This window comes from Pelagibius sp. (assembly GCF_965249265.1).
Lineage (GTDB): Bacteria > Pseudomonadota > Alphaproteobacteria > Kiloniellales > Kiloniellaceae > Pelagibius.
The window spans coordinates 2,181,990-2,203,538 of the sequence record NZ_OZ252224.1 but is presented as its reverse complement, the minus strand read 5'-3'; the positions used below and the strand labels follow the sequence as shown (position 1 = coordinate 2,203,538).

Sequence of the window (21,549 nt, the reverse complement as noted above, 5' to 3'; positions counted from 1 at the left end):
CTTGTCTCCTGCCGTCATGAGTTCGGCACCATGTCAAAAGCGATCAGCACCCCGGCGGTCAGCACCACCCAGAACAACGAGAACGGCAGGAACACCTTCCAGCCGAGACGCATGAGCTGGTCGTAGCGGTAGCGCGGGAAAGTCGCCCGCACCCAGAGGAAGCAGAACAGCACCATGGCGATCTTGATAAAGAGCCAGATCGGGCCGGGGATCCAGGTAAAGGGCGCAATATCGAAGGGCGGCAGCCAGCCGCCGAGGAAGAGGATCGCCGTCATCGCGCTCATCAGGATCATGTTGGCGTATTCGCCGAGGAAGAAGAGCGCGAAGGGCATCGAGGAGTATTCGACGAAGAAACCGGCCACCAGTTCCGACTCGCCTTCCGGCAGGTCGAAAGGGGAGCGGTTGGTCTCCGCCAGGATCGAGATGAAGAAGATCACGAACATCGGCAGCATCGGCAGCCAGAACCAGCTGAAGATGCCGTAGTCGCCTTGCTGCGCCATGACGATGTCGGTGAGGTTCAGGGAGCCGACCAGCAGCAGCACGGTGATGATCACGAAACCCATGGAGACTTCGTAGGACACCATCTGCGCGGCCGAACGCAGCGCGCCCAGGAAAGGATACTTCGAGTTCGAGGCCCAGCCCGCCATGATGACGCCGTAGACACCGAGCGAGGAGATGGCGAAGAGGTAGAGGATGCCCACATTGATGTCGGCAAGCACCAGGCCATAGTCGAAGGGGATCACCGCCCAGCCGATCATCGCCAGGATGAAGGTCAGCATCGGCGCCATGATGAAAACGATCTTGTTGGCGCCGGCGGGCAGGATGGTTTCCTTGAACAGCAGCTTCACCGCATCGGCGATAGGCTGCAGAAGGCCGAAGGGGCCGACGATGTTGGGGCCCTTGCGCAGTTGCATGGCGCCGATGACCTTGCGCTCGGCATAAGTCAGATAAGCCACCGACAACAGCAGCGGGACCAGAATTGCGACGATCTGGGCAACGATAAGCACGCCCTGGCCGACAAAGCTGTCCCAAAACCACCAGCTCATGAATTGATCAACCATGGGTTCCGGTCGCTCCCCGTTTGGCGCCGAGCCCGAAGGCCTCGGTACACTCCGCCATGGTTGCCGAGGCGCGGCTGATCGGATCGGTCATATAGAAGTTGCCGATGGGCGAAACGAAGGGGGTTGCCTCCATGGTGCCCGCCTCGCCGAAATTGCCCCAGGGGGCCGCTTCGATCTGATCGACCGCGGCAAAAACCGGATTGGCCTGGATCATCCGCTGGCGCAGTTCGCCCAGATTGTCATAAGGCAGGCGTTCGCCCACCGCCTCCGAGAGGGCGCGCAGGATGGTCCAGTCTTCACGGGCTTCGCCGGGCGGGAAGCTCGCCAGCCGTGCCAACTGAACCCGTCCCTCGGTATTCACGTAGGTGGCGTTCTTTTCCGGATAGGCCGCCCCCGGCAGGATCACGTCGGCGCGGTGCGCGCCCGCATCGCCGTGATGGCCCTGATAAATGACGAAGGGCCCCTGCCCGGGCTGGCCCAAACGGCCCATGTCGATCTCATCGGCGCCGAGCAGATAGACCGCTTGGATCGCGCCGTCTTCGGCACCCTTCAGAATGCCCTCAAGATCGCGCCCGTTTGCGCCGGGAACGAAACCAAGGTCGAGACCTGCAACCCGCCCCGCCGCCGTGTGCAGGACGTTGAAGCCGTTCCAGCCTTCAGCCAGCATACCATAGCGCTCAGCGACCTTGCGGGCCGCGGCCAGCACGGACGCACCGTCGGGCCGCGTGAGGGCCCCCATGCCGAGGATCAGCATCGGGCGCTCGGCCTTCTCCAGGATCTCGGCAAAGGCGCCACGACCCTCGGCGATTTCGCTGAGGCTTTCCGGCCCGGCACCCAGATAGTCGTAGCCATAGGTCAGGTCGACCTGCTGGCCGATAAGCCCCACCTTGAAGCCGCCCATCAACGCGCGCTTGCGCAGGCGGGCGTTCACAAGGGGCCCTTCCCAGCGCGGATTGGTGCCGATCAGCAGCGCCGCATCGGCCTTTTCGATTCCGGCGATGGTGGTGTTGAACAGGTAGCCGGCACGGGTGGCGGGATCGAGCTTGGCGCCGTCCTGCCGGCAATCCAGGTTTTCCGAGCCCAGGCCCTTCATCAGGTCTTTGAGGGCCATCATCGCTTCGGCATCGCAGAGGTCACCGGCGACGGCGGCGATCTTGTCGCCGCTGAGCCCTTTCAGGCGCGCCGCGATGGCGGCGAAGGCATCGCCCCAGGACACCGCCTCCAAGCGGCCCTCGGCGTTGCGCAGATAAGGACGGTCGAGGCGCTGGCGCCCGAGGCCGTCACAGGCATGGCGCGTCTTGTCGGAGATCCACTCTTCGTTGATGTCTTCGTGCAGGCGCGGCAACACCCGCATGACCTCGCGGCCCCGCGTGTCGATGCGGATGTTGGAGCCGACAGCGTCCATCACATCAATGGAATCGGTCTTGCGAAGCTCCCAGGGCCGGGCCGCGAAAGCATAGGGTCTGGAGGTCAGGGCGCCGACGGGACAGACGTCGACCATGTTGCCGGAAAGCTCCGATCCCACAGCCTGTTCCAAGGTTGTGATTTCAGCATGCTCGCCGCGGTTCACCAGGCCGATTTCCTCGACGCCCGCCACCTCGGTCGCAAAGCGCACGCAGCGGGTGCACTGGATGCAGCGGGTCATGATCGTCTTGATCAGCGGGCCCATGTACTTCTCAGAGACCGCGCGCTTGTTCTCCTGATAGCGGCTGCGGTCGAAGCCGTAGGCCATGGCCTGGTCCTGCAGGTCGCACTCGCCGCCCTGATCGCAGATCGGGCAGTCGAGAGGGTGATTGATCAGCAGGAACTCCATCACGCCCTGGCGGGCCTTGGTGACCTTGTCGGTATCGGTCTTGATGACCATGCCTTCGCCGACGGGCATGGCGCAGGAAGCGATCGGCTTGGGCGCCCGCTCCATCTCCACCAGGCACATGCGGCAGTTACCGGCTACCGAAAGGCGGTCGTGGTAACAGAAACGCGGAATCTCGACGCCGGCCAACTCGCAGGCCTGCAGCACGGTAAGACCGTCCGCGACCTCGATTTCCTTACCGTCGATTGTCAGCTTCGGCATCGTTTTCCCCCTACTCCGCCGCCGCCCGGGACTTTTGATAATCGAGAATGCGCCGCTCGACCTCCGGACGGAAGTGGCGCAACAGCCCCTGGATCGGCCAAGCCGCTGCGTCGCCAAGCGCGCAGATGGTATGACCCTCCACCTGATAGGTCACATCCAGCAGGGTATCAATCTCTTCCATCTCCGCCTCACCGCGCACCAGGCGGGTCATCACCCGGTACATCCAGCCCGTGCCCTCGCGGCAGGGCGTGCACTGGCCGCAGCTTTCATGCATGTAAAAATGCGACAGGCGGGCGATGGCGTCGACGATGTCGGTCGACTTGTTCATCACGATGACGGCCGCCGTACCGAGCCCGGACTGGGCCTCGCGCAGCGAATCGAAGTCCATCAGCATAGTGTTGCAGATCGGCGCCGGCAGGCAGGGCACCGAAGACCCGCCGGGGATCACCGCCAGCAGATTATCCCAACCGCCGATCACGCCGCCGGCATGTTTTTCGATGAGCTCCTTCATCGGGATGCCCATCTCCTCTTCCACATTCAGCGGATTGTTCACATGGCCGGAGATGCTGAAGATCTTGGTGCCGGTGTTGTTGGGGCGGCCGAGCGCCGTCCACCAGTCGGCGCCGCGGCGCAGGATCTCCGGCGTCACGGCAATGGTCTCGACATTGTTGATCGTCGTCGGGCAGCCGTAGAGGCCGACCGCCGCAGGAAAGGGGGGCTTCAGGCGCGGCTGGCCCTTCTTGCCTTCCAGGCTCTCCAGTAGAGCGGTTTCTTCGCCGCAGATGTAGGCCCCGGCACCGCGGTGCAGATAGATGTCGTAGTCGTAGCCGCTGCCGCCGGCATTCTTGCCGATCAACCCGGCGTCATAGGCCTCGTCGATGGCTTTTTGGACCTGGGAGCCTTCGTGGAAGTACTCCCCGCGGATGTAGATGTAGCAGGCCGAGGCGCCCATGGCGAAACCGGCCACCAGACAGCCTTCCAGCAGCCGGTGGGGATCGTTGCGCAGGATCTCCCGGTCCTTGCAGGAGCCGGGCTCGGATTCGTCGGCGTTGACAACCAGATAGGACGGCCGCTCGCTCGGTTCCTTGGGCATGAAGGACCACTTGAGACCGGTCGGAAAACCGGCCCCGCCGCGGCCGCGCAGGCCGGAGTCCTTGATCGTCTCGACGATCTGCTCACGGCCCAGTTCGAGCAGTGCCTTGGTGTTATCCCAGATGCCGCGGCGGCGCGCGCCCGCAAGGCTCCAGTCGTCCTGGCCGTAGAGATTGGTGAAGATCCGGTCTTTGTCCTGCAGCATCAGTCGCCCTCCCCCGGGCTGGCAACTTCCGATCCCGCCACTTCCAACAGGGTCTGCGGACCGCCCTCCGGCGCCGAAGACAGGCGCCCGGTCTGGGAGCCGACCGGCACATCCTCGCCGGCACGCAATTCGTCGATAATCTCGGTCATGCGCTCCGGCGTCAGGTCTTCGTAATAATGATCGTTGATCTGGACCATCGGCGCATTGGCGCAGGCACCCAGGCATTCCACCTCGATGACGCTGAAGAGGCCGTCTTCGCTGACTTCGCGCAGCCCGACCCCAAGCTTCTTCTTGCAAGCCTCGGTGATGCCGTCCGACCCGCGCAGCCAGCACGGGGTGGTACGGCAGACCTGGATGAAGTGCTTGCCCACCGGCTGGGTGTTGAACATCGAATAGAAGCTGGCGACCTCGTGGGCGCGGATCGGCGCGACCTCCAGATAGTTGGCGACGTATTCGATCGCCGGCACCGAAAGCCAACCGCCGTTCTGGCGCTGCGCCAGATCCAGCAGCGCGATCATGGCGCTGGACTGGCGTCCCTCCGGATAGCGCGCGGTGATGGTCTCGGCACGCTTCAGGTTCTCCGTATCGAAGGCAAAATCTTCGCTGTTGCCCTTCGGGAAGCTGGTGGTCTTCATCGGTCGACCTCGCCGAAAACGATATCCATAGAGCCGAGGATGGCGACGCTGTCGGCCAGCATGTGCCCCTTACACATGAAGTCCATCGCCGCCAGATGCATAAAGCCCGGCGCGCGGATCTTGCAGCGGTAGGGACGGTTGCTGCCGTCGGCCACCAGATAGACACCGAACTCGCCCTTCGGCGCCTCGACGGCCGCATAGGTATCGCCCGGCGGCACGTGATAGCCCTCGGTATAGAGTTTGAAATGATGGATCAGCGCTTCCATGGAGCGCTTCATCTCACCGCGCTTGGGCGGCGTGATCTTCTGGTCCGCGACCTGAACCGCCCCTTCCGGCATCTTTTCAATGCACTGCTGCATGATCCTGAGGCTTTGCCGCATCTCCTCCATACGGCAGAGGTAACGGTCGTAGCAGTCACCGTTCTTGCCGACGGGAATGTCGAACTCCAGATCCGCATAGCAGTCATAGGGCTGCGATTTACGCAGATCCCAGCCCACGCCGGAGCCGCGCATCATGACCCCGGAGAAGCCCCAGTCCTCGGCCTCTTCGCGGCTGACCGTGCCGATGTCCACCGTGCGCTGCCGGAAGATCCGGTTTTCGGTCAGCAGCCCCTCGATGTCGTCGATCACCTGCGGGAAGGTCTCGCAGAAGGTCGCGATGTCTTCCAGCAGGCCGGCCGGCAGGTCCTGGTGGACCCCGCCGGGGCGGAAATAGGCGGCATGGAGTCGCGCGCCGCAGGCCCGCTCATAGAACTCCATCAGCTTCTCGCGCTCTTCGAAGCCCCAGAGGATCGGGGTCATGGCCCCGACGTCGATGGCGAAGGTGGTGATGTTCAGAAGGTGGTTGAGGATGCGGCCGATCTCGCAGTAGAGAACCCGGATGTACTGGCCGCGGATCGGCACCTCGATTCCCAGCAGGCGCTCCACCGCCAGGGCAAAGGCGTGTTCCTGGTTCATCGGCGCGACGTAATCCAGGCGATCGAAGTAGGGCACCGCCTGCAGATAGGTCTTGTACTCGATGAGCTTCTCGGTGCCGCGGTGCAGCAGGCCGATGTGAGGATCGGCACGCTCAATCACCTCGCCGTCCATCTCCAGCACCAGGCGCAGAACGCCGTGGGCGGCCGGATGCTGCGGCCCGAAGTTGAGGGTCAGCGGCTTGATCTGTACTTCAGCCATCAGGCGGCTCCCTCCTCACCCTTCTCGGCCTCGGCCTTCTCGTCGCCCGGCAGGCGCAGCATGCCCTCCCAAGGGCTGAGAAAATCGAAGTGCCGGAACTCCTGCGGCAGCTTCACCGGCTCGTAAACCACCCGCTTCTGCTCCTGGTCGTAACGCACTTCCTTGAAGCCGGTCAGCGGGAAGTCCTTGCGCAGCGGATGCCCTTCGAAGCCGTAGTCGGTCAGGATGCGGCGCAGGTCCGGGTGGCCGGAAAAGAAAACGCCGAACATGTCCCAGGCTTCACGTTCCAGCCAGATCGCTGCCGAGAACACGCCGGCGGCCGAAGCCACGGGGCTGCGCTCGTCGGTCGACAGCTTCACACGAATACGCTGGTTCAGCTTCAGGGACAGCAGATTGTAGACCAGTTCCATGCGCTCGGCCTGCTCGGGGCGGTCAACCGCCGTCAGGTCGATGAGTTGCTTAAACTGACAATTCTGATCGTCGCGCAGGAGCGTCAGCACCTTCAGCAGCGAGTCGCGCTTGATGTGCAGATTGAGCTGCCCGTGGCCGATATCCCGGTCCAGCAGGTCCTCGGCAAGGGCAGCCGAAAGATAGTCGCCAAGATCCTGCAGCGCTTCGGTCATCGAACTTCCGCCTATCCTCGTGGCAAGTGGTAGCAGGCCGTCAGCGCGCGATCGCGGCGCTGCGCTTAATCTTCTTCTGGAGCTGTATGATGCCGTAAAGCAGGGCCTCCGCCGTCGGCGGGCAGCCGGGAACATAGATGTCGACCGGCACGATCCGGTCACAGCCCCGCACCACCGAGTAGGAGTAATGGTAGTAGCCGCCGCCGTTGGCGCAGGAGCCCATGGAGATCACCCAGCGCGGCTCCGGCATCTGGTCATAGACCTTGCGCAGCGCCGGCGCCATTTTGTTGGTCAGGGTGCCGGCGACGATCATCACGTCCGATTGGCGCGGGCTGGGCCGGAACACCATGCCGAAGCGGTCGATATCATAGCGGCTGCAGGCGGTGTGCATCATCTCAACGGCACAACACGCCAAGCCGAAAGTCATTGGCCAGAGAGAGCCCGACTGGGCCCAGGCCGCCAACTTGTCCATCTGGGCAACCACAAAGCCCTTGTCGGAAATCTCGGTCGCCACCCGGCTGATCACCGCATCCTGAGCCGCACCCGGCGCCAAAGGCGCCCCGGCCTGGTCAGGAGACATCACCGGCGCTGAACGCTCTACTCCCATTCCAAGGCTCCCTTTTTCCACTCGTAGATGAAGCCGATGGTCAGGATCCCAAGGAAAATCACCATCGACCAAAATCCGAAAAGCCCGATGTCGCCCAGGGCCACGGCCCAGGGGAACAGAAACGCCACCTCAAGATCGAAAATGATGAACAGGATGGCCACGAGATAGAAGCGCACGTCGAAACGGCTGCGCGCATCGTCGAAAGCCTCGAATCCGCACTCGTAGGCGGAGACCTTCTCCGAGTCGGGGCGCTGGCGGGCCACGATGTAGGAGGCCGCGACAATCACTACCGACAGCCCGATCGCAATCCCAAGGAAGATGAGGATCGGCAGATACTCGGCCAACAAGGCATTCATGCGTCACTCTCCTGCCCGCCATTTTCGGCGTGTCGTTCCCGCAGGCCCCCGGCAGCTTAGGCTGCAGAGCAAGCCAACGAGCGTTTACTGCCGCAAGGGATGCTGCAATGCAAGGTCATTCGTTCAGCGCAGCACCCCTAACGCTTTCACCTAATTGAAATATAGATCGCCAGGGATTCCCGGGAAAGCGGCAATACGAAAATGCCGGTCGCAGCGCGGCGTTCTGTCGCGCAGATAAGCCGCTGATCGCGACAGCAAACCTATGACGGGAATAAGCCAGGAAACTGGCGGGAGTGACGGGACTCGAACCCGCGGCCTCCGGCGTGACAGGCCGGCGCTCTAACCAACTGAGCTACACCCCCTTAGCTGGGACGCGGTGATGTACTCCACCGCCCCCATGGTGTCAAGCAATGCCGCATGCAGCGGGACCGCTTTTCCTAGGTTTTTTGTCAAATCCGGCTTTCAGCCCGACCCCAGACCCGGCGGGCCCGAAAGGTGAGTTTGCCACCAAGCCCTTACTAAAGCCCTTAAAGGAACCCCAAGTCGCTCCGTCGCAGCGGCCTGGAAGCCGCCGTCCGGGCTCCAGCGGCAGCCCTGCAGCATGCCGCAGGGGCACGGCAAGCCGGATAGAACCCAGGGAAGAAACACCGGCGGGGAGGAATGGTGGGCGGGGAGGAATGGTGGGCGGGGAGGAATGGTGGGCGGTGACGGGATCGAACCGCCGACACTCGCGGTGTAAACGCGATGCTCTGCCAGCTGAGCTAACCGCCCTTGATGAGATACGGCAGGGGTACTGCCGCTCCTCGCAGCAATCAGACCTGTCCGCTTCCCGAACCTGCCTTAACGCCGGCGCCGTTACTGTGCTGCCTCTACCATCACGACACCTTCGCAAAGCGAATAACGGCGTTATGGTGTGACCAGCGCGGGACCCAAAATAGCACCGGCCGCCTCCGATGCAAGCGGGGCGGCCGGCGACGTCTGCGCAAAGCGCAAAGAAACTAGTTTACTGCGTCCTTCAGACCCTTGCCGGCCTTGAATTTCGGCTGCATGGACGCCTTGATCTGAATCGGCTCGCCCGTGCGCGGGTTGCGGCCCTGAGACGCGGCACGCTTTGTTACAGTGAAGGTGCCGAAACCGACGAGCCGAACTTCGCTACCGGACTTCAGCGACTCGGTGATCGCGTCGAAGACGCCATCAACCGACTTTGTCGCATCGGCTTTTGACAAGCCGGTCTTGTCCGCGACAACTGCTACCAGATCATTCTTGTTCACGTGAACCCCCTTCTAACAGTAGGGATAGGAAGTGCAGAGAGATAAAGAAAACCGCTCCGAGGAGGTGCGAATTGTAGATCGCAGAATCGAGCGGCGTCAACGTGAGAAGCGCAGAAATGCAGGGGTTTTAGCCGGTTTTGGGCTAAACACCCCCCACAAATCCGCTAACGAATCGGGCAAATCCGAGTCGTTGTCAGTGCGTGACCAAACCTGACCGACTCTGGTCGCCTTCGGCGCTCCGAGTCGCGGCAAGCTCTTCATCCGATTCGTTCCATTCGATCGGGATCAGCTTTTCGACCAATGCCCGCTCAAGAACCTCGTCCACGGTCGAGGTCGGAACGATCTCCATTCCCCGCTTCACGTTATCCGGAATGTCGGCAAGATCCTTCTCGTTCTCCTTGGGAATGAGAACGGTCTTGATGTTGGCGCGCAACGCCGCCAGCAGCTTTTCCTTCAAGCCGCCGATCGGCAGAACCCGCCCTCTCAGAGTCACCTCGCCGGTCATCGCGACATCGCGGCGCACCGCGTTGCCGGTCAGCACGGAGACGATTGCCGTCACCATGGCAACGCCCGCCGACGGGCCGTCTTTCGGCGTTGCCCCTTCAGGCACGTGGACGTGGATGTCCTTGCGCTCGAAGACGGTCGGCTTGATTCCGTAGTCGACAGCCCGGCTCTTCACATAGGATTCCGCCGCCTGGATCGACTCCTTCATGACGTCGCCCAGCTTGCCGGTCGCCGTCACCTTGCCCTTGCCGGGCAGCGTGACCGCCTCGATCGACAGCAGCTCGCCGCCAACCTCGGTCCAGGCAAGGCCGGTGGTCACACCGACCAGATCTTCCTCTTCCGCCTCGCCGTGGCGGTAGCGCGGTACGCCGGCATACTTTTCGAGATTGCGGCGGGTGACCGAGACCGTATCGGCTTTGGTCATGGCGATCTCTTTGACCGCCTTGCGCACCAGCCCGGCGACTTCGCGTTCCAGGTTACGAACCCCCGCCTCGCGGGTGTAGTGGCGGATCAGATCGAGCAGCGCCTGGCTGGAGATCGACCATTCCTCCGGCTTGATGCCGTGATCCTTCATCTGCTTGGGGATCAGATAGCGCAGGGCGATCTGGGCTTTCTCATCCTCGGTATAACCCGGGATGCGAATCACCTCCATGCGGTCGAGCAGTGGCCCGGGCATCCGCAGGGTGTTGGCCGTGGTCACGAACATCACGTCGGAAAGATCGTAGTCGACCTCAAGATAGTGGTCGTTGAACGCGCCGTTCTGCTCGGGGTCCAAAACCTCCAACAGCGCGGAGGAAGGATCGCCACGCCAGTCGGCACCCAGCTTGTCGACCTCATCGAGGAGGAACAGCGGATTCGACGACTTGGCCTTCTTCATGCTCTGGATGACCTTGCCGGGCATCGAGCCGATGTAGGTCCGGCGGTGGCCGCGCACCTCGGCTTCGTCGCGCACGCCGCCAAGGCTCATACGCACGAAGTTGCGGCCGGTCGCCTTCGCGATCGACTTGCCCAAAGAGGTCTTACCCACGCCCGGCGGGCCGACGAGGCAAAGGATCGGACCCTTCACCTTTTTCATGCGCTGCTGAACCGCAAGATACTCAAGGATGCGTTCCTTGACCTTCTCCAGGCCATAGTGATCGGCGTCCAGGATCTCCTGCGCGTTGTTGATGTCGCGCTTGATCTTGGTGCGCTTCTTCCAGGGAATCGACAGGATCCAATCGAGATAGTTGCGCACCACCGTCGCTTCGGCGGACATCGGGCTCATGGAGCGCAGCTTCTTCAATTCAGCCAGCGCTTTCTCACTGGCTTCCTTGGTCAGCTTCGTCGCCTTGATGCGCTCTTCCAGTTCGGCGAGCTCGTCGCGGCCGTCTTCGCCCTCACCCAGTTCCTTCTGGATCGCCTTCAGCTGCTCATTCAGATAGTACTCGCGCTGGGTCTTCTCCATCTGGCGCTTTACGCGGTTGCGGATGCGCTTTTCGACCTGGAGCACACCGATCTCGCCTTCCATGAAGGCATAGACCTTTTCCAGGCGGTCGCTGACGGTTTCGCTCTCCAGCAGTTCCTGCTTCTCGGGAATCTTCAGTGCCAGGTGCGAGGCCACCGTGTCCGCAAGCTTGCTGAAATCGTCGATCTGGTTGATCGAGACCAGAACTTCCGGCGGGATCTTCTTGTTCAGCTTGATGTACTGCTCGAACTGCGAGACCACGGTGCGCGCCAGCGCATCCAGTTCCCGGTCGTCGCCGTCGTCGTCCTGGACGACCTCGGCATAGGCCTGGAAGAAGTCATCGGTGTCGGCATACTTCGTGATCCGCGCACGCTGTCCACCCTCGACCAGCACCTTCACGGTGCCGTCCGGAAGCTTCAGAAGCTGCAGCACGGTTCCGATGGTGCCGACGGAATAGATATCGGGCGGCGTCGGATCGTCCTGCGCCGCGTTCTTCTGCGTGACAAGCAGGATCTGCTTGTCGTCTTTCATCACGTCTTCCAGGGCCCGTACCGACTTATCGCGGCCGACGAAGAGCGGCACGATCATGTGCGGAAAGACCACGATGTCGCGCAAGGGCAGGACGGGGAAGAGATTGCCGCGGGCGAGTTCTAACATGATACCTCGTTTGATAAACGGAGGCCGGCTGGCGAGATACCGGCGAACATCGGCTGAAGCGCCAGTCTAAGGTGCTTCTGTTTAAAAATTGTAGATTCTCACCGGGACTTCAAGGCCCAGGAATAGCGCAGGAAAAACAAACGCTTAAGCGCTTGTCCCCAGATCCTCACGGCGATCGGTGTAGATGTAGAGCGGCTTTGCGCGCCCGTCGACAACCTCCCGATTGATGACGATCTCCTCCACGCCTTCAAGGCCGGGCAGGTCGTACATGGGATCGAGGAGGATTCCCTCCATGATGGAGCGAAGCCCGCGCGCACCTGTTTTGCGTATAATTGCCTTCTTGGCAATCGCGCGTAAGGCGTCTTCGGTGAAGTCCACCCGAACGTCTTCCATCTCGAACAGCCGCTCGTACTGCTTCACCAGCGCGTTCTTGGGCTGGGTCAGAATCTCGATCAAGGCGTCCTCGTCCAGATCCTCCAGCGTGGCGACCACCGGCAGGCGACCGACGAACTCGGGAATCAGACCGAACTTCAGAAGATCCTCGGGCTCCACTTCCTTCAGAACTTCACCGGTGGCCCGGTCGTCCGGACCGCGGACGTCGGCCCCAAAACCAATCGACGTACCCTTGCCGCGACCGGCGATCAACTTGTCGAGGCCGGCAAAGGCGCCGCCGCAGATGAAGAGGATATTGGTGGTGTCGACCTGCAGGAATTCCTGCTGCGGATGCTTGCGCCCGCCCTGTGGCGGCACCGAAGCCACCGTTCCCTCCATGATCTTCAGCAGCGCCTGCTGCACACCCTCGCCAGAGACGTCGCGGGTGATGGAGGGGTTGTCGGACTTGCGGCTGATCTTGTCGACTTCGTCGATGTAGACGATGCCGCGCTGCGCACGCTCGACATTGTAGTCGGCCGACTGCAGCAGCTTCAGGATGATGTTTTCAACGTCCTCGCCGACGTAGCCCGCCTCGGTGAGTGTCGTCGCATCCGCCATGGTGAAAGGCACATCGAGGATCCGCGCCAGCGTCTGGGCAAGCAGCGTCTTGCCGCAGCCGGTCGGGCCGATCAGCAGGATGTTCGACTTCGCCAGCTCCACGTCGGCAGACTTCGCGCCATGGGCCAGCCGCTTGTAGTGGTTATGCACCGCTACCGAGAGCACGCGCTTGGCGTGGCCCTGGCCGATGACGTAGTCGTCCAACACCGTGCAGATGTCCTGTGGTGTCGGCACCCCGTCACGCGACTTCACCAGGGTCGTCTTGTGCTCTTCGCGAATGATGTCCATGCAGAGCTCGACGCATTCATCGCAGATGAATACCGTCGGGCCGGCAATGAGCTTGCGCACCTCGTGCTGGCTCTTGCCGCAGAAGGAGCAATAGAGGGTGTTCTTTGAATCGCTGCCGCTTGACTTGGTCATACCGCTTTATCTAGGCGCCTGTTCCTCATATTGCCATGTTAGTCAAACGGCCCGTAACCACACAACGACAAAAAACCGGAGTGCTCCTGCTTCGGTCGTGGGCGCCGAAAGGCCCGATCATCAACACAGCAATTTGAGCCTAATTGTCAGGACTCAATAATCTATTAATAGAAAGACGGCCCCTGGGGCACGGTTCTGCAATCTAAGCTTGTGGTTGATTTGGTTGACCACAAACAATTACAGAACAGCCATGACACAGGGGCAGCCCCGGGGACCTTTTCAGCGGGTCCCGCCTACCCTTCTTTCCCGGCCGGCGCCGCAGCACCGTCACCATCCGAACCCGGACGCTGGGTCACCACTTCGTCAATCAGACCGAAGTCCTTCGCCGCTTCAGGCGACATGAAGTTATCGCGCTCCATGGCCTGCTCGATCGTGTCCATGTCCTGGCCGCAGTGCTCGACATAGAGCTCGTTCAGGCGGGTCCGGGTGCGCAGGATATCCTCGGCGTGGATCTGGATGTCGGTGACCTGGCCCTGATAGCCGCCGGAGGGCTGATGGATCATGATCTTCGAATTCGGCAGCGAAAAGCGCTTGCCCGCCGCGCCGGCCATCAGCAGAAGCGAACCGGCTGATGCCGCTTGGCCGATGCAGACGGTCTGAACGTCCGGGCGGATGTACTGCATGGTGTCGTACATGGCCAAACCGGAGGTGACCACGCCGCCGGGCGAGTTGATATAGAAGAAGATGTCCTGGGTCGGGTTCTCCGACTCGAGATAAAGCAGCTGGGCGCAGATCAGGCTGGCCACCGCATCATGGACGGGGCCGGTCAGGAAGATGATGCGTTCTTTCAGCAGACGCGAATAGATGTCATAGGCGCGCTCGCCGCGGCTGGTCTGCTCGACCACCATGGGCACCAAATTGTTCATCACCGTTTCGTGGTGATTCAGGACCGGATCAGACAGGTAGCTCATAGACCTTCCTCTATTGCGATAGCCTCAAAGATGGCGACGCTTTTGGGTGGGGACAGAGACAGATCTAGGCCTTGGCGGCCCAGACCACAAGCTCCGCACGGCAGGTGCGTTGTTATGACGGCTCCTCGTCCTTCCCGGCGTCTTCGGCTGCTTCCGCTTTCTTGGTCTTGGCCTTCCCTTTGCCGGCTGCCTTTTTGGCCGGCTTTTTAGCCGCTTTCGCCGATTTTTCGGCTGCCGCGGCATCCTTTTCTTCTTCTTCGCGCAGTTCCTCCGGCGACACCTCGCGCTCGGAGACCTTTGCGAGGTCGATGATGAAATCGATCACCTTGTCCTCAAACAAAGGCGCGCGCAGTTGAGCCAGGGCCTCCGGATTCGATTTATAGAACTCCAGAACCTGCTGCTCCTGCCCGGGATAGCGCTGCGCTTCCTGAAACAGGGCCTGATTGACCTCTTCCTGTGCGACATCGATCTGGTTCAGGCGCCCGACTTCTGAGAGCAGGAGACCCAGGCGCACCCGCCGCTCGGCGATCACCCGGTACTCCTCCTTGACCTCGTCGTCTTCCTTGCCCTCATCGTCCGGATCGACATTGCCCTTTTCCCGGTCCGCTTCGACCTGCTTCCAGATCGCATCGAATTCCAGATCGACCATGCTGCCCGGCACACCGAAATCGTGGGCATCGGCCAGTTTGTCGAGGATCTCGCGCTTCATCCGCATACGCGACAAGCCGTCGTAGTCCGCGCCGAGCCGCTCCTTGACCTTGCTGCGCAGATCTTCGAGGTTTTCCGCGCCCATCGATTTGGCCATCTCGTCGTCAAGCTCGACGGCAACCGGCTCGTGGATCTCCTTGATCGTGCACTGAAAAACCGCGGGCTGGCCAGCCAGCTTCTCGTTGCCGTAGGCTTCGGGGAAAGTCACCTTCACCTCGCGGGACTCACCCGCATCGACACCGATCAGTTGGTCTTCGAAACCCTCGATGAAACTGTTCGAGCCGAGCTCGAGATGGTGGTCTTCAGCAGCCATGCCGGGCAGGGCCTCGCCATGCACGGTGCCGGCAAAATCCATCACCAGGATATCGCCGGCCTGGGCCTTGCGCGGCTTCTCGAGCGGCTTGGACTCCTTACGCGACGAGGCCAGGCGATCCAGCGCCGAGGCGACGTCTTCCTCGGGCACGGCGATCTTCAGGCGTTCAAGCTCGATCGTGGAGAAATCCATGGGCTCGATCTCGGGCAGCAGCTCGATGGCCATGCTGTATTCCAGATCCTTACCGTCGTCGAAGGAGACGATCTCGATCTTCGGCTGCACAGCCGGACGCAGCCCGCGCTCGTTCAGCGCCTGGGCCGAGGAGTCGGTGACCGCGCGTTCCAGCACCTCGCCCATGACCGAAGGGCCATAGCGTTGCTTCAACAGCTTGAGGGGCGCTTTTCCGGGCCTGAAGCCGGGAATCTTCACCTTGCTGCTGAGCTCCCGCAAACGGGCCTCAACCTTATCGCCGATTTCCTTGGCCCCGATGACCACCTTGAAATCGCGCTTCAAGCCTTCGCTGCTTACTTCCGTGACCTGCATGATCGGCTAGGCCTTTCCGAGCCTTGTCTGAAATAGGGATACGAGAGGAGCCTGACCTGTCAGGCAACTAAGGTTTTCCTGCCGCAGAACGCTGGTGCGGGCGGAGGGACTCGAACCCCCACGGATCACTCCACTGGTACCTAAAACCAGCGCGTCTACCAGTTCCGCCACGCCCGCGCTCTCCGCGGAGGGCCGATGTATATCATCGCAGCCGGACACGCAATAGCAAGAGGGCCCGAAAGAGCCTGGAATACCGCTGATATCGGCGATTTTGGTGGGGTTTGCCGCCCCGGGGGCGGCTGCGCCCGGAATGCCGGGCGGCGGCGGAGCTGATCAAGGGCGCCGGCGGGCCGGAATCAGGAGCCGACGGCCTCGCGAAAATGCTCGATGAAAGTCTTCATGCCCAGGACCCGCGAACCGTCCTCGAAGGGCCGGTGGCCGGGCTGATCGATCCGCAGATCATAGCGGACATGGGGCATGCCCAAGATGTCGCAGAGTCCCACGACAGTGGCCGTTTCGCAGCGCCCGGAACCGTCGCTGTGACGGAAAACCCGGCCGGCTTTCACACTGGCCGGATCGATGCTGCGCTTGGAAAACAGGCTGCGGCCCTCGCCGCCGCCAAAGGCGCCGGACAGCTGGCGCCAGAGGCTGGCGGGCCGGGCCGTCGTCGCTGTTTTTTCCTGTCGCGTCGTAAGCATGTCGATCAACTTAGAGCCAAATCTTTGACGTAGGATTAATGTCAGTGAGGCCGGTGCGGACCCTTCAGGAGATCCGCTGCGCCTCTAGGGCAACCTCTGCCGGTGCTCAGGCGTCGTGCTTTTCGACGACAGGCCGATCGGCGGCGATCGACTCGCGAAAACGCTCGACAAAGGTCTCCAGACCGAGCGTGCGGCGCTCTTCGTACTTGGCGAGACGCGCCCGCTCGACGGAAACCTCGTAGGTTACGTGGGGAATGCCCAGAGCATCGCTGCCGACATCAATCACCTTCGCGGTTTCGACGATGTTGCCGTCATGGGCACGCTGGTAGACGCGGCCGACTTTTATCGTGTCGCTGCGCTGTGGTTGCTTAAACCAATGCGTTGAAAGCATGATTTCAATACCTTTTCCATCAAGGCCACCCCCCCGAACAGGCCATTCCTTGACCCCAGTATCGGTATTTTGCGCTTTCAGACATGAAGTTTTCGTTAACGATTAAAGGGGAACTACCTAAAATTATTGAATAAATTCCAGTCATCCACAGGCTGTCGAAAGGCCTAGATGACGCGCTGCAGAACCCCCGGCAGCGCATCGGGCAGATCCTCCGAGATCATCCCCGGGCCAAAGCCCTCGGCAACCTGCCCGTGCAGCCAAACAGCCGCGGAAGCCGCCAGAAAAGGCGACATATCCTGAGCCAGCAGCCCGACAATCATGCCCGCGAGGACGTCGCCGGTGCCGGCGGTGGCTAGCCAGGGCGGCGCAGAACCGTTGATAGAAGCCGCGCCCCCGGGCTCGGCGACCACCGTATCGGGGCCCTTCAGCACCAAAGTGGCGCCGCTTTGCGACGCGGCTGCCCGCGCGCGCGCCAGACGATCCCCGGCAAGGCCCGGAAACAGCCGCTTGAACTCGCCATCGTGGGGGGTCAGCACCACCTGCCCCGGCGATGCCGCAATCAACGCAAAAAGCGAGTCCGACTGCCCTTCGAAAACCGACAGGGCGTCAGCATCCAGAACCAGGTTGCGCCCGGATCTCAAGGCCAGGACCGCCCTCTCCCGGGTTTCCTCGGTGACACCGTTGCCGGGGCCCAGAAGCACGGCATTTCGGCGCGGGTCCGAAAGGGCCGAGGCGAAGTCTCCAGCCTTGTGCAGCGGCAGTGTGATGACACTGGGGTTTGCCAGGGCGTAGATCGGCAGGCTTTCCGGGCTGCAGGCCAGGCTGACCAGCCCTGCCCCCATGCGCAGCGCCGCCCGCGACGCCAATTGGCCCGCGCCGGTCATCTCCGCACCGCCCAGGACCAAGGCATGGCCCGCTTGATATTTGTGGGCAGCCGCCGCCCGCCGGGGAAATGCCGCGCCCCAGAGCGGCGGCCCGTTCTCGAACTGCCGGGGCGCTATCTCCTGCAGCACCTCGTCAGCGATACCGATTTGTGCGACTTCAACTTCTCCGCAGAAGAATCGAGCGGGGACAAGAAGGTGTGCAGGTTTCTTACGAAAAAAGGTTACCGTAGCATCGGCCTGAAAGACCGGCCCGTCCCAGGGCTCTCCACGATTGCCGGTGACGCCGCTCGGCACGTCGATGGCGACGACGGGAAGCCCGGCGGCGGTGACGGCGCGGACCGCCGCCGCCGCGGCGCCCTCCAACGCCCGGTTGAGCCCGGCGCCGAAGAGCCCGTCCACGACCAGAGCGATGCCTTCCAGAGCGACCGCGTCGAGGGGTTCCACAGGGCCATCCCAGTCATCTGCCGCCGCAGCCGCATCGCCTTTCAGCGCCGCGAGATCACCCAAGAGCGCGAGCTGCACGGGATAGCCGGCCTTCTTCAAGTGCCGCGCCGCGACAAAACCGTCTCCACCGTTGTTCCCGGGACCGCAGAGTACGAGGATCGCGTCCCCTGCCGCTGCTTGCCGGCGGACGCTTTCCGCAACCGCCGCGCCCGCCGTCTCCATCAGATCACGTCCGGCAATCCCGCCAGCGATGGTCAGGCAATCTGCGGCGTACATTTGCTCCACCGTCAGGATTTCCGAGCCTGAAGCGCCCTGATTGGCCAAAGGAGAAGGCAAAGCGGTCACAGACGGTCCCTTCCCCTCAACGCCGGCCCGCCGCCGTCATCAGCGATGACACACTGGCCATCGCACCGTCGCGCAGTATCACCACGTCCATATCCGCCAGGACGAGGTCATAGCCGGCCTCATAGAGGGCCTGGGCCGGGCGTTCGGGTGTCGGGATACCGCCCAGCAGGCAGCCCTGCGCCTTCGCGGCTTTCTCCGCCTCGGTGATGGCGCGCCGTACCTCCGGATGGTCGGGCTCGCCCATGAAGCCGAGACTGGCCGAGAGATCAAAAGGCCCAATGAAGATCATGTCCAATTGCTCGATGGCGGCGATCGCATCGACGCAGTCCAGAGCCTGTTTGCTCTCGATCTGGCAGATAACCAACAGGGATTCGGCAGACTGCCTGACATACCCCTGCCAGTCCCGACCATATCCCGAAGCACGTACAATGGGCGCCGCCATGCCGCGTACGCCCCTTGGGGGATAGTGGCAGGCGGCAACCGCGGCCTCGGCCTCGGCCGCGCTGTTTACCGCCGGGACCATCACCCCCCGGGCGCCGGCATCCAACAGGCGCTTGATCCAGCCCTGATCGTTGCCCGGAACACGTACCAGGGGCGTACAGCCCGAAGAATCGATAGCGCGCATGATCTCGATTGCCGAGCCCGTATCGCCCGGGCCGTGCTCGCAGTCGATCATCACGCAGTCATAGCCGGCGGAGGCCATGATCTCGGCCGCGGCCGGGCTGAACAGCTCACACCAAAACCCAACGGCGGGACGCCCTGCGCGCATTGCCGCCTTTAACTCATCCTGCAACCTCAACCTCCCCCAAATTTGCATCTTCTTTCAGCAGTCTAGCGCGCAAGGCGCCGGGTTGCATCGGCCAGCGTGGGTTTCCCCTAAGAACGCGTCAAAGTGACGCCGCAGAACCTTCGGCCAAGTATTCGCGGCCTGATAGCAGGTTTCCTGAAAAGGCGAAGCGATTCCTCCTCCCGCCCACGCCCTGCGTTGAGCGCACCCGAAACAACATTTCAGCCTGGCCGACAACAAACTGAAACCGTTGACTGGTCACAGTTCTGCCACAGGACACTTCAGTGCCACAGAATTCTTGCGGGCAGCCCACGAAACGGATCAAAGACTGTGCATTTCAGCACGTTTACTTAATCAATATTCAGTATTCTAATTCTATATTACTTACCAAAATCTCTTGTTTCACGTGAAACGTGTTTTCTAAATATGGTTTACGGAATATTAACAGAATTACTTTATGATTTCTTAATGAAAGGTTACCGCGCCGCGAAGGGCCAGGGATTTCAAGAGTTAGCCGTTTCATGAAAAACAGATCGCCTCTGCGTCGACGGCTGAAAAGCAGCCTCCTTGCAGGACTAGCCGCCTCTTGCGTCCTCAGCGCCAACTCCGCAAGCCGCGGCGACGGCTTCGACCTCTCGAAAGGCTGGGGGATTCTCGATCGCTTCGGCTGGGTCGATGGTTTGGACCTGGTCATGGACGAAGGGGGCGCGGCCACCGGCGAGGTCACGGCGCGCCTCAATCTTGGGCCGCTGCGTCTCACCGCCCTGCACCAGGAGCACCTGGCCCGGCTGAACATCGCGGATGGCCAATCTGACGGCGAGGATGAGACTGCGAACCGCGTCACGCGGCAAAGCCGGCTCGGCATGTCCGGAAGTTTCGGTGTGGCGGAGGGCGTGACCCTGCCGCTCGGTCTCAGCGGCGAATACCGCCAACGTCAATCGGGGCAGCAGGATCTCGATGTCGCAGTCGACGGCGGCCTGACCTTTCCGCATCTGCGCATTGGCACCCGCCTTTCCATTGACCAGGGCTTTGCAGCGGACGGCGAGACGACCCAGACCATCGGGGGCGGGCTTTCCTTTGGTTTCGACTGGATGGGGGGCGACCATCAGGGCCGCATCGATTACGGGATTCTGCCCGACAGGCAAATCACCGAGCTGGCCTTCGGCTCGCGTTGGCCAATGAATGACGGCATCGGCGCAACCATCGATGTCACGCACAAGCCGGCCTCCGCGTTGTCGGAGGCCAGCGTCGGCCTGGACCAGCGTTTCGGACCTTTTCTTATCGGCTCCGACCTGTCGGCCGACAGCGCCGGGGGCTATGCCATCGGCTTCACGCTGTCGCTCGACCTCGGTCCGGCGCCTGCGGTACAGGAGTGGCGCCTTTCGAGCCTGCTCGCCAATCTGCAGAGAAGCCGCAGCAACACCGCCGTGCGCGACAGCTTCGGCATACCGGCTGTCGGCGACCTTCCATAGGGGCGGCATCAAGGTAACGGGGGAATGGGGTGGCTGATGGGACTTGAACCCACGGCCTCCTGGACCACAACCAGGCGCTCTAACCAACTGAGCTACAGCCACCATCCGAAGACGGAGAACACGGCATCGGCGCGCGCTCTCGAAGGGGCGTGTTTAAGCCCTTGTTTCGGGGGCGTCAAGCGCCGCGCACCGGCATCGTTCGCGCTTTGCGGCGCCTTGCCCCCTGCCCCAGCCATACCCCCGGCCATGCTCCGGGCTGCTGCCTGCGCAGAGCCCTCTGCTCCGGCTCCAGGCAGCGCTGACACTATGAGTTATATCGACTCGACATGGTTATAGGAGTGGAAGGTCTCGAGCCGGCGCAAAATGGCATCTAAGCGGGCTTTGGCTGTATCGACTTCGCGCGAGACCAGCCGCAATTCCTGAATGAGCAGCTGGATATCATCCCCAACACCTTCAACCGGGCCCTCGCCCCGCCCCGTCAGCAGCCAAGCCGGGCTGACCGCCAGAGTGCCGGCGATCATGATCAGTTTGTTGGACCGGGGCTCCGACCGGTCGCTCTCCCAGGCCTGCCAAGTCGCTGTTTTCACAGCCAGGCGACGGGCAGCCTGCGCGGCCGTCAGCCCGGCGGCTTCTCGGGCGCAGCCAATCCTGCTGCCGATGGTGTCCGCGTGACCCTGATCTTCTGCACTAAGGCTCTCGGTTTTGATAGCTGAGTCCTCCGGTTCGCAATGATCTGCCAGCCGACGATCCGCAATCGTCCTGACGCGGGCGGAGCCTAGGGACAAAAAGCGGATTGTCAAACCGACGCGCGCTCATCCGGCCACCGACGGCGCCCTCAACTCTCAGACCCCAGGGCAAAGAACCCGAAACGGCCGGTTTCGG

19 protein-coding genes and 4 tRNA genes are annotated in these 21,549 nt (G+C 62.2%); 1 reads left to right on the top strand and 22 read right to left on the bottom strand.

The window, feature by feature from the left end; all coding sequences use genetic code 11:
- Nucleotides 1–14: 14 nt before the first annotated feature.
- From nuoH to ACP146_RS10455, 20 genes are all read right to left on the bottom strand, one after another.
- A complete protein-coding gene (nuoH, locus tag ACP146_RS10550; protein ID WP_422369641.1) occupies nucleotides 15–1,046 on the bottom strand; it encodes an NADH-quinone oxidoreductase subunit NuoH in 1,032 nt (343 codons plus the stop codon).
- Nucleotides 1,047–1,053: 7 nt separating this feature from the next.
- Nucleotides 1,054–3,132: an NADH-quinone oxidoreductase subunit NuoG gene (gene nuoG, locus ACP146_RS10545; RefSeq protein ID WP_422366712.1), complete on the bottom strand. Its 2,079-nt coding sequence runs from the start codon at nucleotides 3,130–3,132 to the stop codon at nucleotides 1,054–1,056.
- Between the two features lie 10 nt (nucleotides 3,133–3,142).
- Nucleotides 3,143–4,429 carry an NADH-quinone oxidoreductase subunit NuoF gene (gene nuoF / locus ACP146_RS10540; RefSeq protein WP_422366711.1) on the bottom strand — a complete coding sequence of 429 codons (1,287 nt, stop codon included), beginning with the start codon at nucleotides 4,427–4,429 and terminating at the stop codon, nucleotides 3,143–3,145.
- The gene (gene nuoE / locus ACP146_RS10535) at nucleotides 4,429–5,064 is read right to left on the bottom strand and encodes an NADH-quinone oxidoreductase subunit NuoE (protein ID WP_422366710.1); all 636 of its coding nucleotides are present in this window, start codon (nucleotides 5,062–5,064) and stop codon (nucleotides 4,429–4,431) included. Before nuoE ends, nuoF begins: the two co-directional genes overlap by 1 nt.
- Nucleotides 5,061–6,239 carry an NADH-quinone oxidoreductase subunit D gene (locus tag ACP146_RS10530; RefSeq protein WP_422366709.1) on the bottom strand — a complete coding sequence of 393 codons (1,179 nt, stop codon included), beginning with the start codon at nucleotides 6,237–6,239 and terminating at the stop codon, nucleotides 5,061–5,063. The genes nuoE and ACP146_RS10530 overlap by 4 nt, the downstream gene beginning before the upstream one ends.
- Nucleotides 6,239–6,862, bottom strand: a complete 624-nt coding sequence (locus tag ACP146_RS10525) for an NADH-quinone oxidoreductase subunit C (RefSeq protein WP_422366708.1) — start codon at nucleotides 6,860–6,862, stop codon at nucleotides 6,239–6,241. The genes ACP146_RS10530 and ACP146_RS10525 overlap by 1 nt, the downstream gene beginning before the upstream one ends.
- 40 nt (nucleotides 6,863–6,902) lie before the next feature.
- Nucleotides 6,903–7,469 carry a NuoB/complex I 20 kDa subunit family protein gene (locus ACP146_RS10520; protein ID WP_422366707.1) on the bottom strand — a complete coding sequence of 189 codons (567 nt, stop codon included), beginning with the start codon at nucleotides 7,467–7,469 and terminating at the stop codon, nucleotides 6,903–6,905.
- The gene (locus tag ACP146_RS10515; RefSeq protein WP_422366706.1) at nucleotides 7,460–7,825 is read right to left on the bottom strand and encodes an NADH-quinone oxidoreductase subunit A; all 366 of its coding nucleotides are present in this window, start codon (nucleotides 7,823–7,825) and stop codon (nucleotides 7,460–7,462) included. Before ACP146_RS10515 ends, ACP146_RS10520 begins: the two co-directional genes overlap by 10 nt.
- A 285-nt stretch (nucleotides 7,826–8,110) precedes the next feature.
- Nucleotides 8,111–8,187: transfer RNA gene (locus tag ACP146_RS10510), tRNA-Asp, on the bottom strand.
- A 333-nt stretch (nucleotides 8,188–8,520) separates the two neighbouring features.
- Nucleotides 8,521–8,596 (bottom strand) — tRNA-Val (locus ACP146_RS10505).
- 227 nt (nucleotides 8,597–8,823) lie between these two features.
- Entirely contained in the window at nucleotides 8,824–9,096 is a 273-nt protein-coding gene (locus ACP146_RS10500; RefSeq protein ID WP_422366705.1) for an HU family DNA-binding protein, read from the bottom strand.
- A gap of 193 nt (nucleotides 9,097–9,289) precedes the next feature.
- Complete coding sequence (gene lon / locus ACP146_RS10495; protein WP_422366704.1) at nucleotides 9,290–11,701, bottom strand: endopeptidase La; 2,412 nt, start codon at nucleotides 11,699–11,701, stop codon at nucleotides 9,290–9,292.
- 144 nt (nucleotides 11,702–11,845) lie between these two features.
- Nucleotides 11,846–13,111: an ATP-dependent Clp protease ATP-binding subunit ClpX gene (gene clpX / locus ACP146_RS10490; RefSeq protein ID WP_422366703.1), complete on the bottom strand. Its 1,266-nt coding sequence runs from the start codon at nucleotides 13,109–13,111 to the stop codon at nucleotides 11,846–11,848.
- Between the two features lie 293 nt (nucleotides 13,112–13,404).
- Nucleotides 13,405–14,082, bottom strand: coding sequence for an ATP-dependent Clp protease proteolytic subunit (locus tag ACP146_RS10485; protein WP_422366702.1), 678 nt, complete (start codon nucleotides 14,080–14,082; stop codon nucleotides 13,405–13,407).
- A 112-nt stretch (nucleotides 14,083–14,194) separates the two neighbouring features.
- Nucleotides 14,195–15,646, bottom strand: a complete 1,452-nt coding sequence (gene tig / locus ACP146_RS10480) for a trigger factor (protein ID WP_422366701.1) — start codon at nucleotides 15,644–15,646, stop codon at nucleotides 14,195–14,197.
- A 92-nt stretch (nucleotides 15,647–15,738) separates the two neighbouring features.
- Nucleotides 15,739–15,823, bottom strand: a tRNA-Leu gene (locus ACP146_RS10475).
- 179 nt (nucleotides 15,824–16,002) lie between these two features.
- Nucleotides 16,003–16,344 (bottom strand): hypothetical protein, encoded by a 342-nt coding sequence (locus ACP146_RS10470; protein ID WP_422366700.1) that lies wholly within the window; start codon nucleotides 16,342–16,344, stop codon nucleotides 16,003–16,005.
- Nucleotides 16,345–16,450: 106 nt separating this feature from the next.
- Nucleotides 16,451–16,735: a hypothetical protein gene (locus ACP146_RS10465; RefSeq protein ID WP_422366699.1), complete on the bottom strand. Its 285-nt coding sequence runs from the start codon at nucleotides 16,733–16,735 to the stop codon at nucleotides 16,451–16,453.
- A gap of 164 nt (nucleotides 16,736–16,899) precedes the next feature.
- Nucleotides 16,900–18,408 carry an NAD(P)H-hydrate dehydratase gene (locus ACP146_RS10460; RefSeq protein ID WP_422366698.1) on the bottom strand — a complete coding sequence of 503 codons (1,509 nt, stop codon included), beginning with the start codon at nucleotides 18,406–18,408 and terminating at the stop codon, nucleotides 16,900–16,902.
- 16 nt (nucleotides 18,409–18,424) lie between these two features.
- Nucleotides 18,425–19,177, bottom strand: coding sequence for an HpcH/HpaI aldolase family protein (locus ACP146_RS10455; RefSeq protein ID WP_425032545.1), 753 nt, complete (start codon nucleotides 19,175–19,177; stop codon nucleotides 18,425–18,427).
- A 539-nt stretch (nucleotides 19,178–19,716) separates the two neighbouring features.
- Here ACP146_RS10455 and ACP146_RS10450 point away from each other — a divergent pair.
- Nucleotides 19,717–20,667 (top strand): hypothetical protein, encoded by a 951-nt coding sequence (locus ACP146_RS10450; protein ID WP_422366696.1) that lies wholly within the window; start codon nucleotides 19,717–19,719, stop codon nucleotides 20,665–20,667.
- 25 nt (nucleotides 20,668–20,692) lie between these two features.
- Here the strand turns inward: ACP146_RS10450 and ACP146_RS10445 are convergent.
- Both ACP146_RS10445 and ACP146_RS10440 read right to left on the bottom strand, forming a co-directional pair.
- Nucleotides 20,693–20,769 (bottom strand) — tRNA-His (locus ACP146_RS10445).
- A gap of 209 nt (nucleotides 20,770–20,978) precedes the next feature.
- Nucleotides 20,979–21,467, bottom strand: a complete 489-nt coding sequence (locus ACP146_RS10440) for a helix-turn-helix domain-containing protein (protein WP_422366695.1) — start codon at nucleotides 21,465–21,467, stop codon at nucleotides 20,979–20,981.
- Nucleotides 21,468–21,549 lie beyond the last annotated feature (82 nt).

Excerpts from the sequence above, each read along its gene's own strand:
- clpX (WP_422366703.1), bottom strand. The coding sequence starts at position 13,111 with ATGACCAAGTCAAGCGGCAGCGATTCAAAGAACACCCTCTATTGCTCC.
- ACP146_RS10525 (WP_422366708.1), bottom strand. The coding sequence starts at position 6,862 with ATGACCGAAGCGCTGCAGGATCTTGGCGACTATCTTTCGGCTGCCCTT.
- ACP146_RS10520 (WP_422366707.1), bottom strand. The coding sequence starts at position 7,469 with ATGGGAGTAGAGCGTTCAGCGCCGGTGATGTCTCCTGACCAGGCCGGG.
- nuoF (WP_422366711.1), bottom strand. The coding sequence starts at position 4,429 with ATGCTGCAGGACAAAGACCGGATCTTCACCAATCTCTACGGCCAGGAC.
- nuoG (WP_422366712.1), bottom strand. The coding sequence starts at position 3,132 with ATGCCGAAGCTGACAATCGACGGTAAGGAAATCGAGGTCGCGGACGGT.
- ACP146_RS10455 (WP_425032545.1), bottom strand. The coding sequence starts at position 19,177 with ATGCGCGCAGGGCGTCCCGCCGTTGGGTTTTGGTGTGAGCTGTTCAGC.
- nuoH (WP_422369641.1), bottom strand. The coding sequence starts at position 1,046 with ATGAGCTGGTGGTTTTGGGACAGCTTTGTCGGCCAGGGCGTGCTTATC.
- ACP146_RS10470 (WP_422366700.1), bottom strand. The coding sequence starts at position 16,344 with ATGCTTACGACGCGACAGGAAAAAACAGCGACGACGGCCCGGCCCGCC.
- ACP146_RS10450 (WP_422366696.1), top strand. The coding sequence starts at position 19,717 with ATGAAAAACAGATCGCCTCTGCGTCGACGGCTGAAAAGCAGCCTCCTT.
- nuoE (WP_422366710.1), bottom strand. The coding sequence starts at position 5,064 with ATGAAGACCACCAGCTTCCCGAAGGGCAACAGCGAAGATTTTGCCTTC.
- lon (WP_422366704.1), bottom strand. The coding sequence starts at position 11,701 with ATGTTAGAACTCGCCCGCGGCAATCTCTTCCCCGTCCTGCCCTTGCGC.
- ACP146_RS10530 (WP_422366709.1), bottom strand. The coding sequence starts at position 6,239 with ATGGCTGAAGTACAGATCAAGCCGCTGACCCTCAACTTCGGGCCGCAG.
- ACP146_RS10465 (WP_422366699.1), bottom strand. The coding sequence starts at position 16,735 with ATGCTTTCAACGCATTGGTTTAAGCAACCACAGCGCAGCGACACGATA.
- ACP146_RS10485 (WP_422366702.1), bottom strand. The coding sequence starts at position 14,082 with ATGAGCTACCTGTCTGATCCGGTCCTGAATCACCACGAAACGGTGATG.
- ACP146_RS10515 (WP_422366706.1), bottom strand. The coding sequence starts at position 7,825 with ATGAATGCCTTGTTGGCCGAGTATCTGCCGATCCTCATCTTCCTTGGG.
- tig (WP_422366701.1), bottom strand. The coding sequence starts at position 15,646 with ATGCAGGTCACGGAAGTAAGCAGCGAAGGCTTGAAGCGCGATTTCAAG.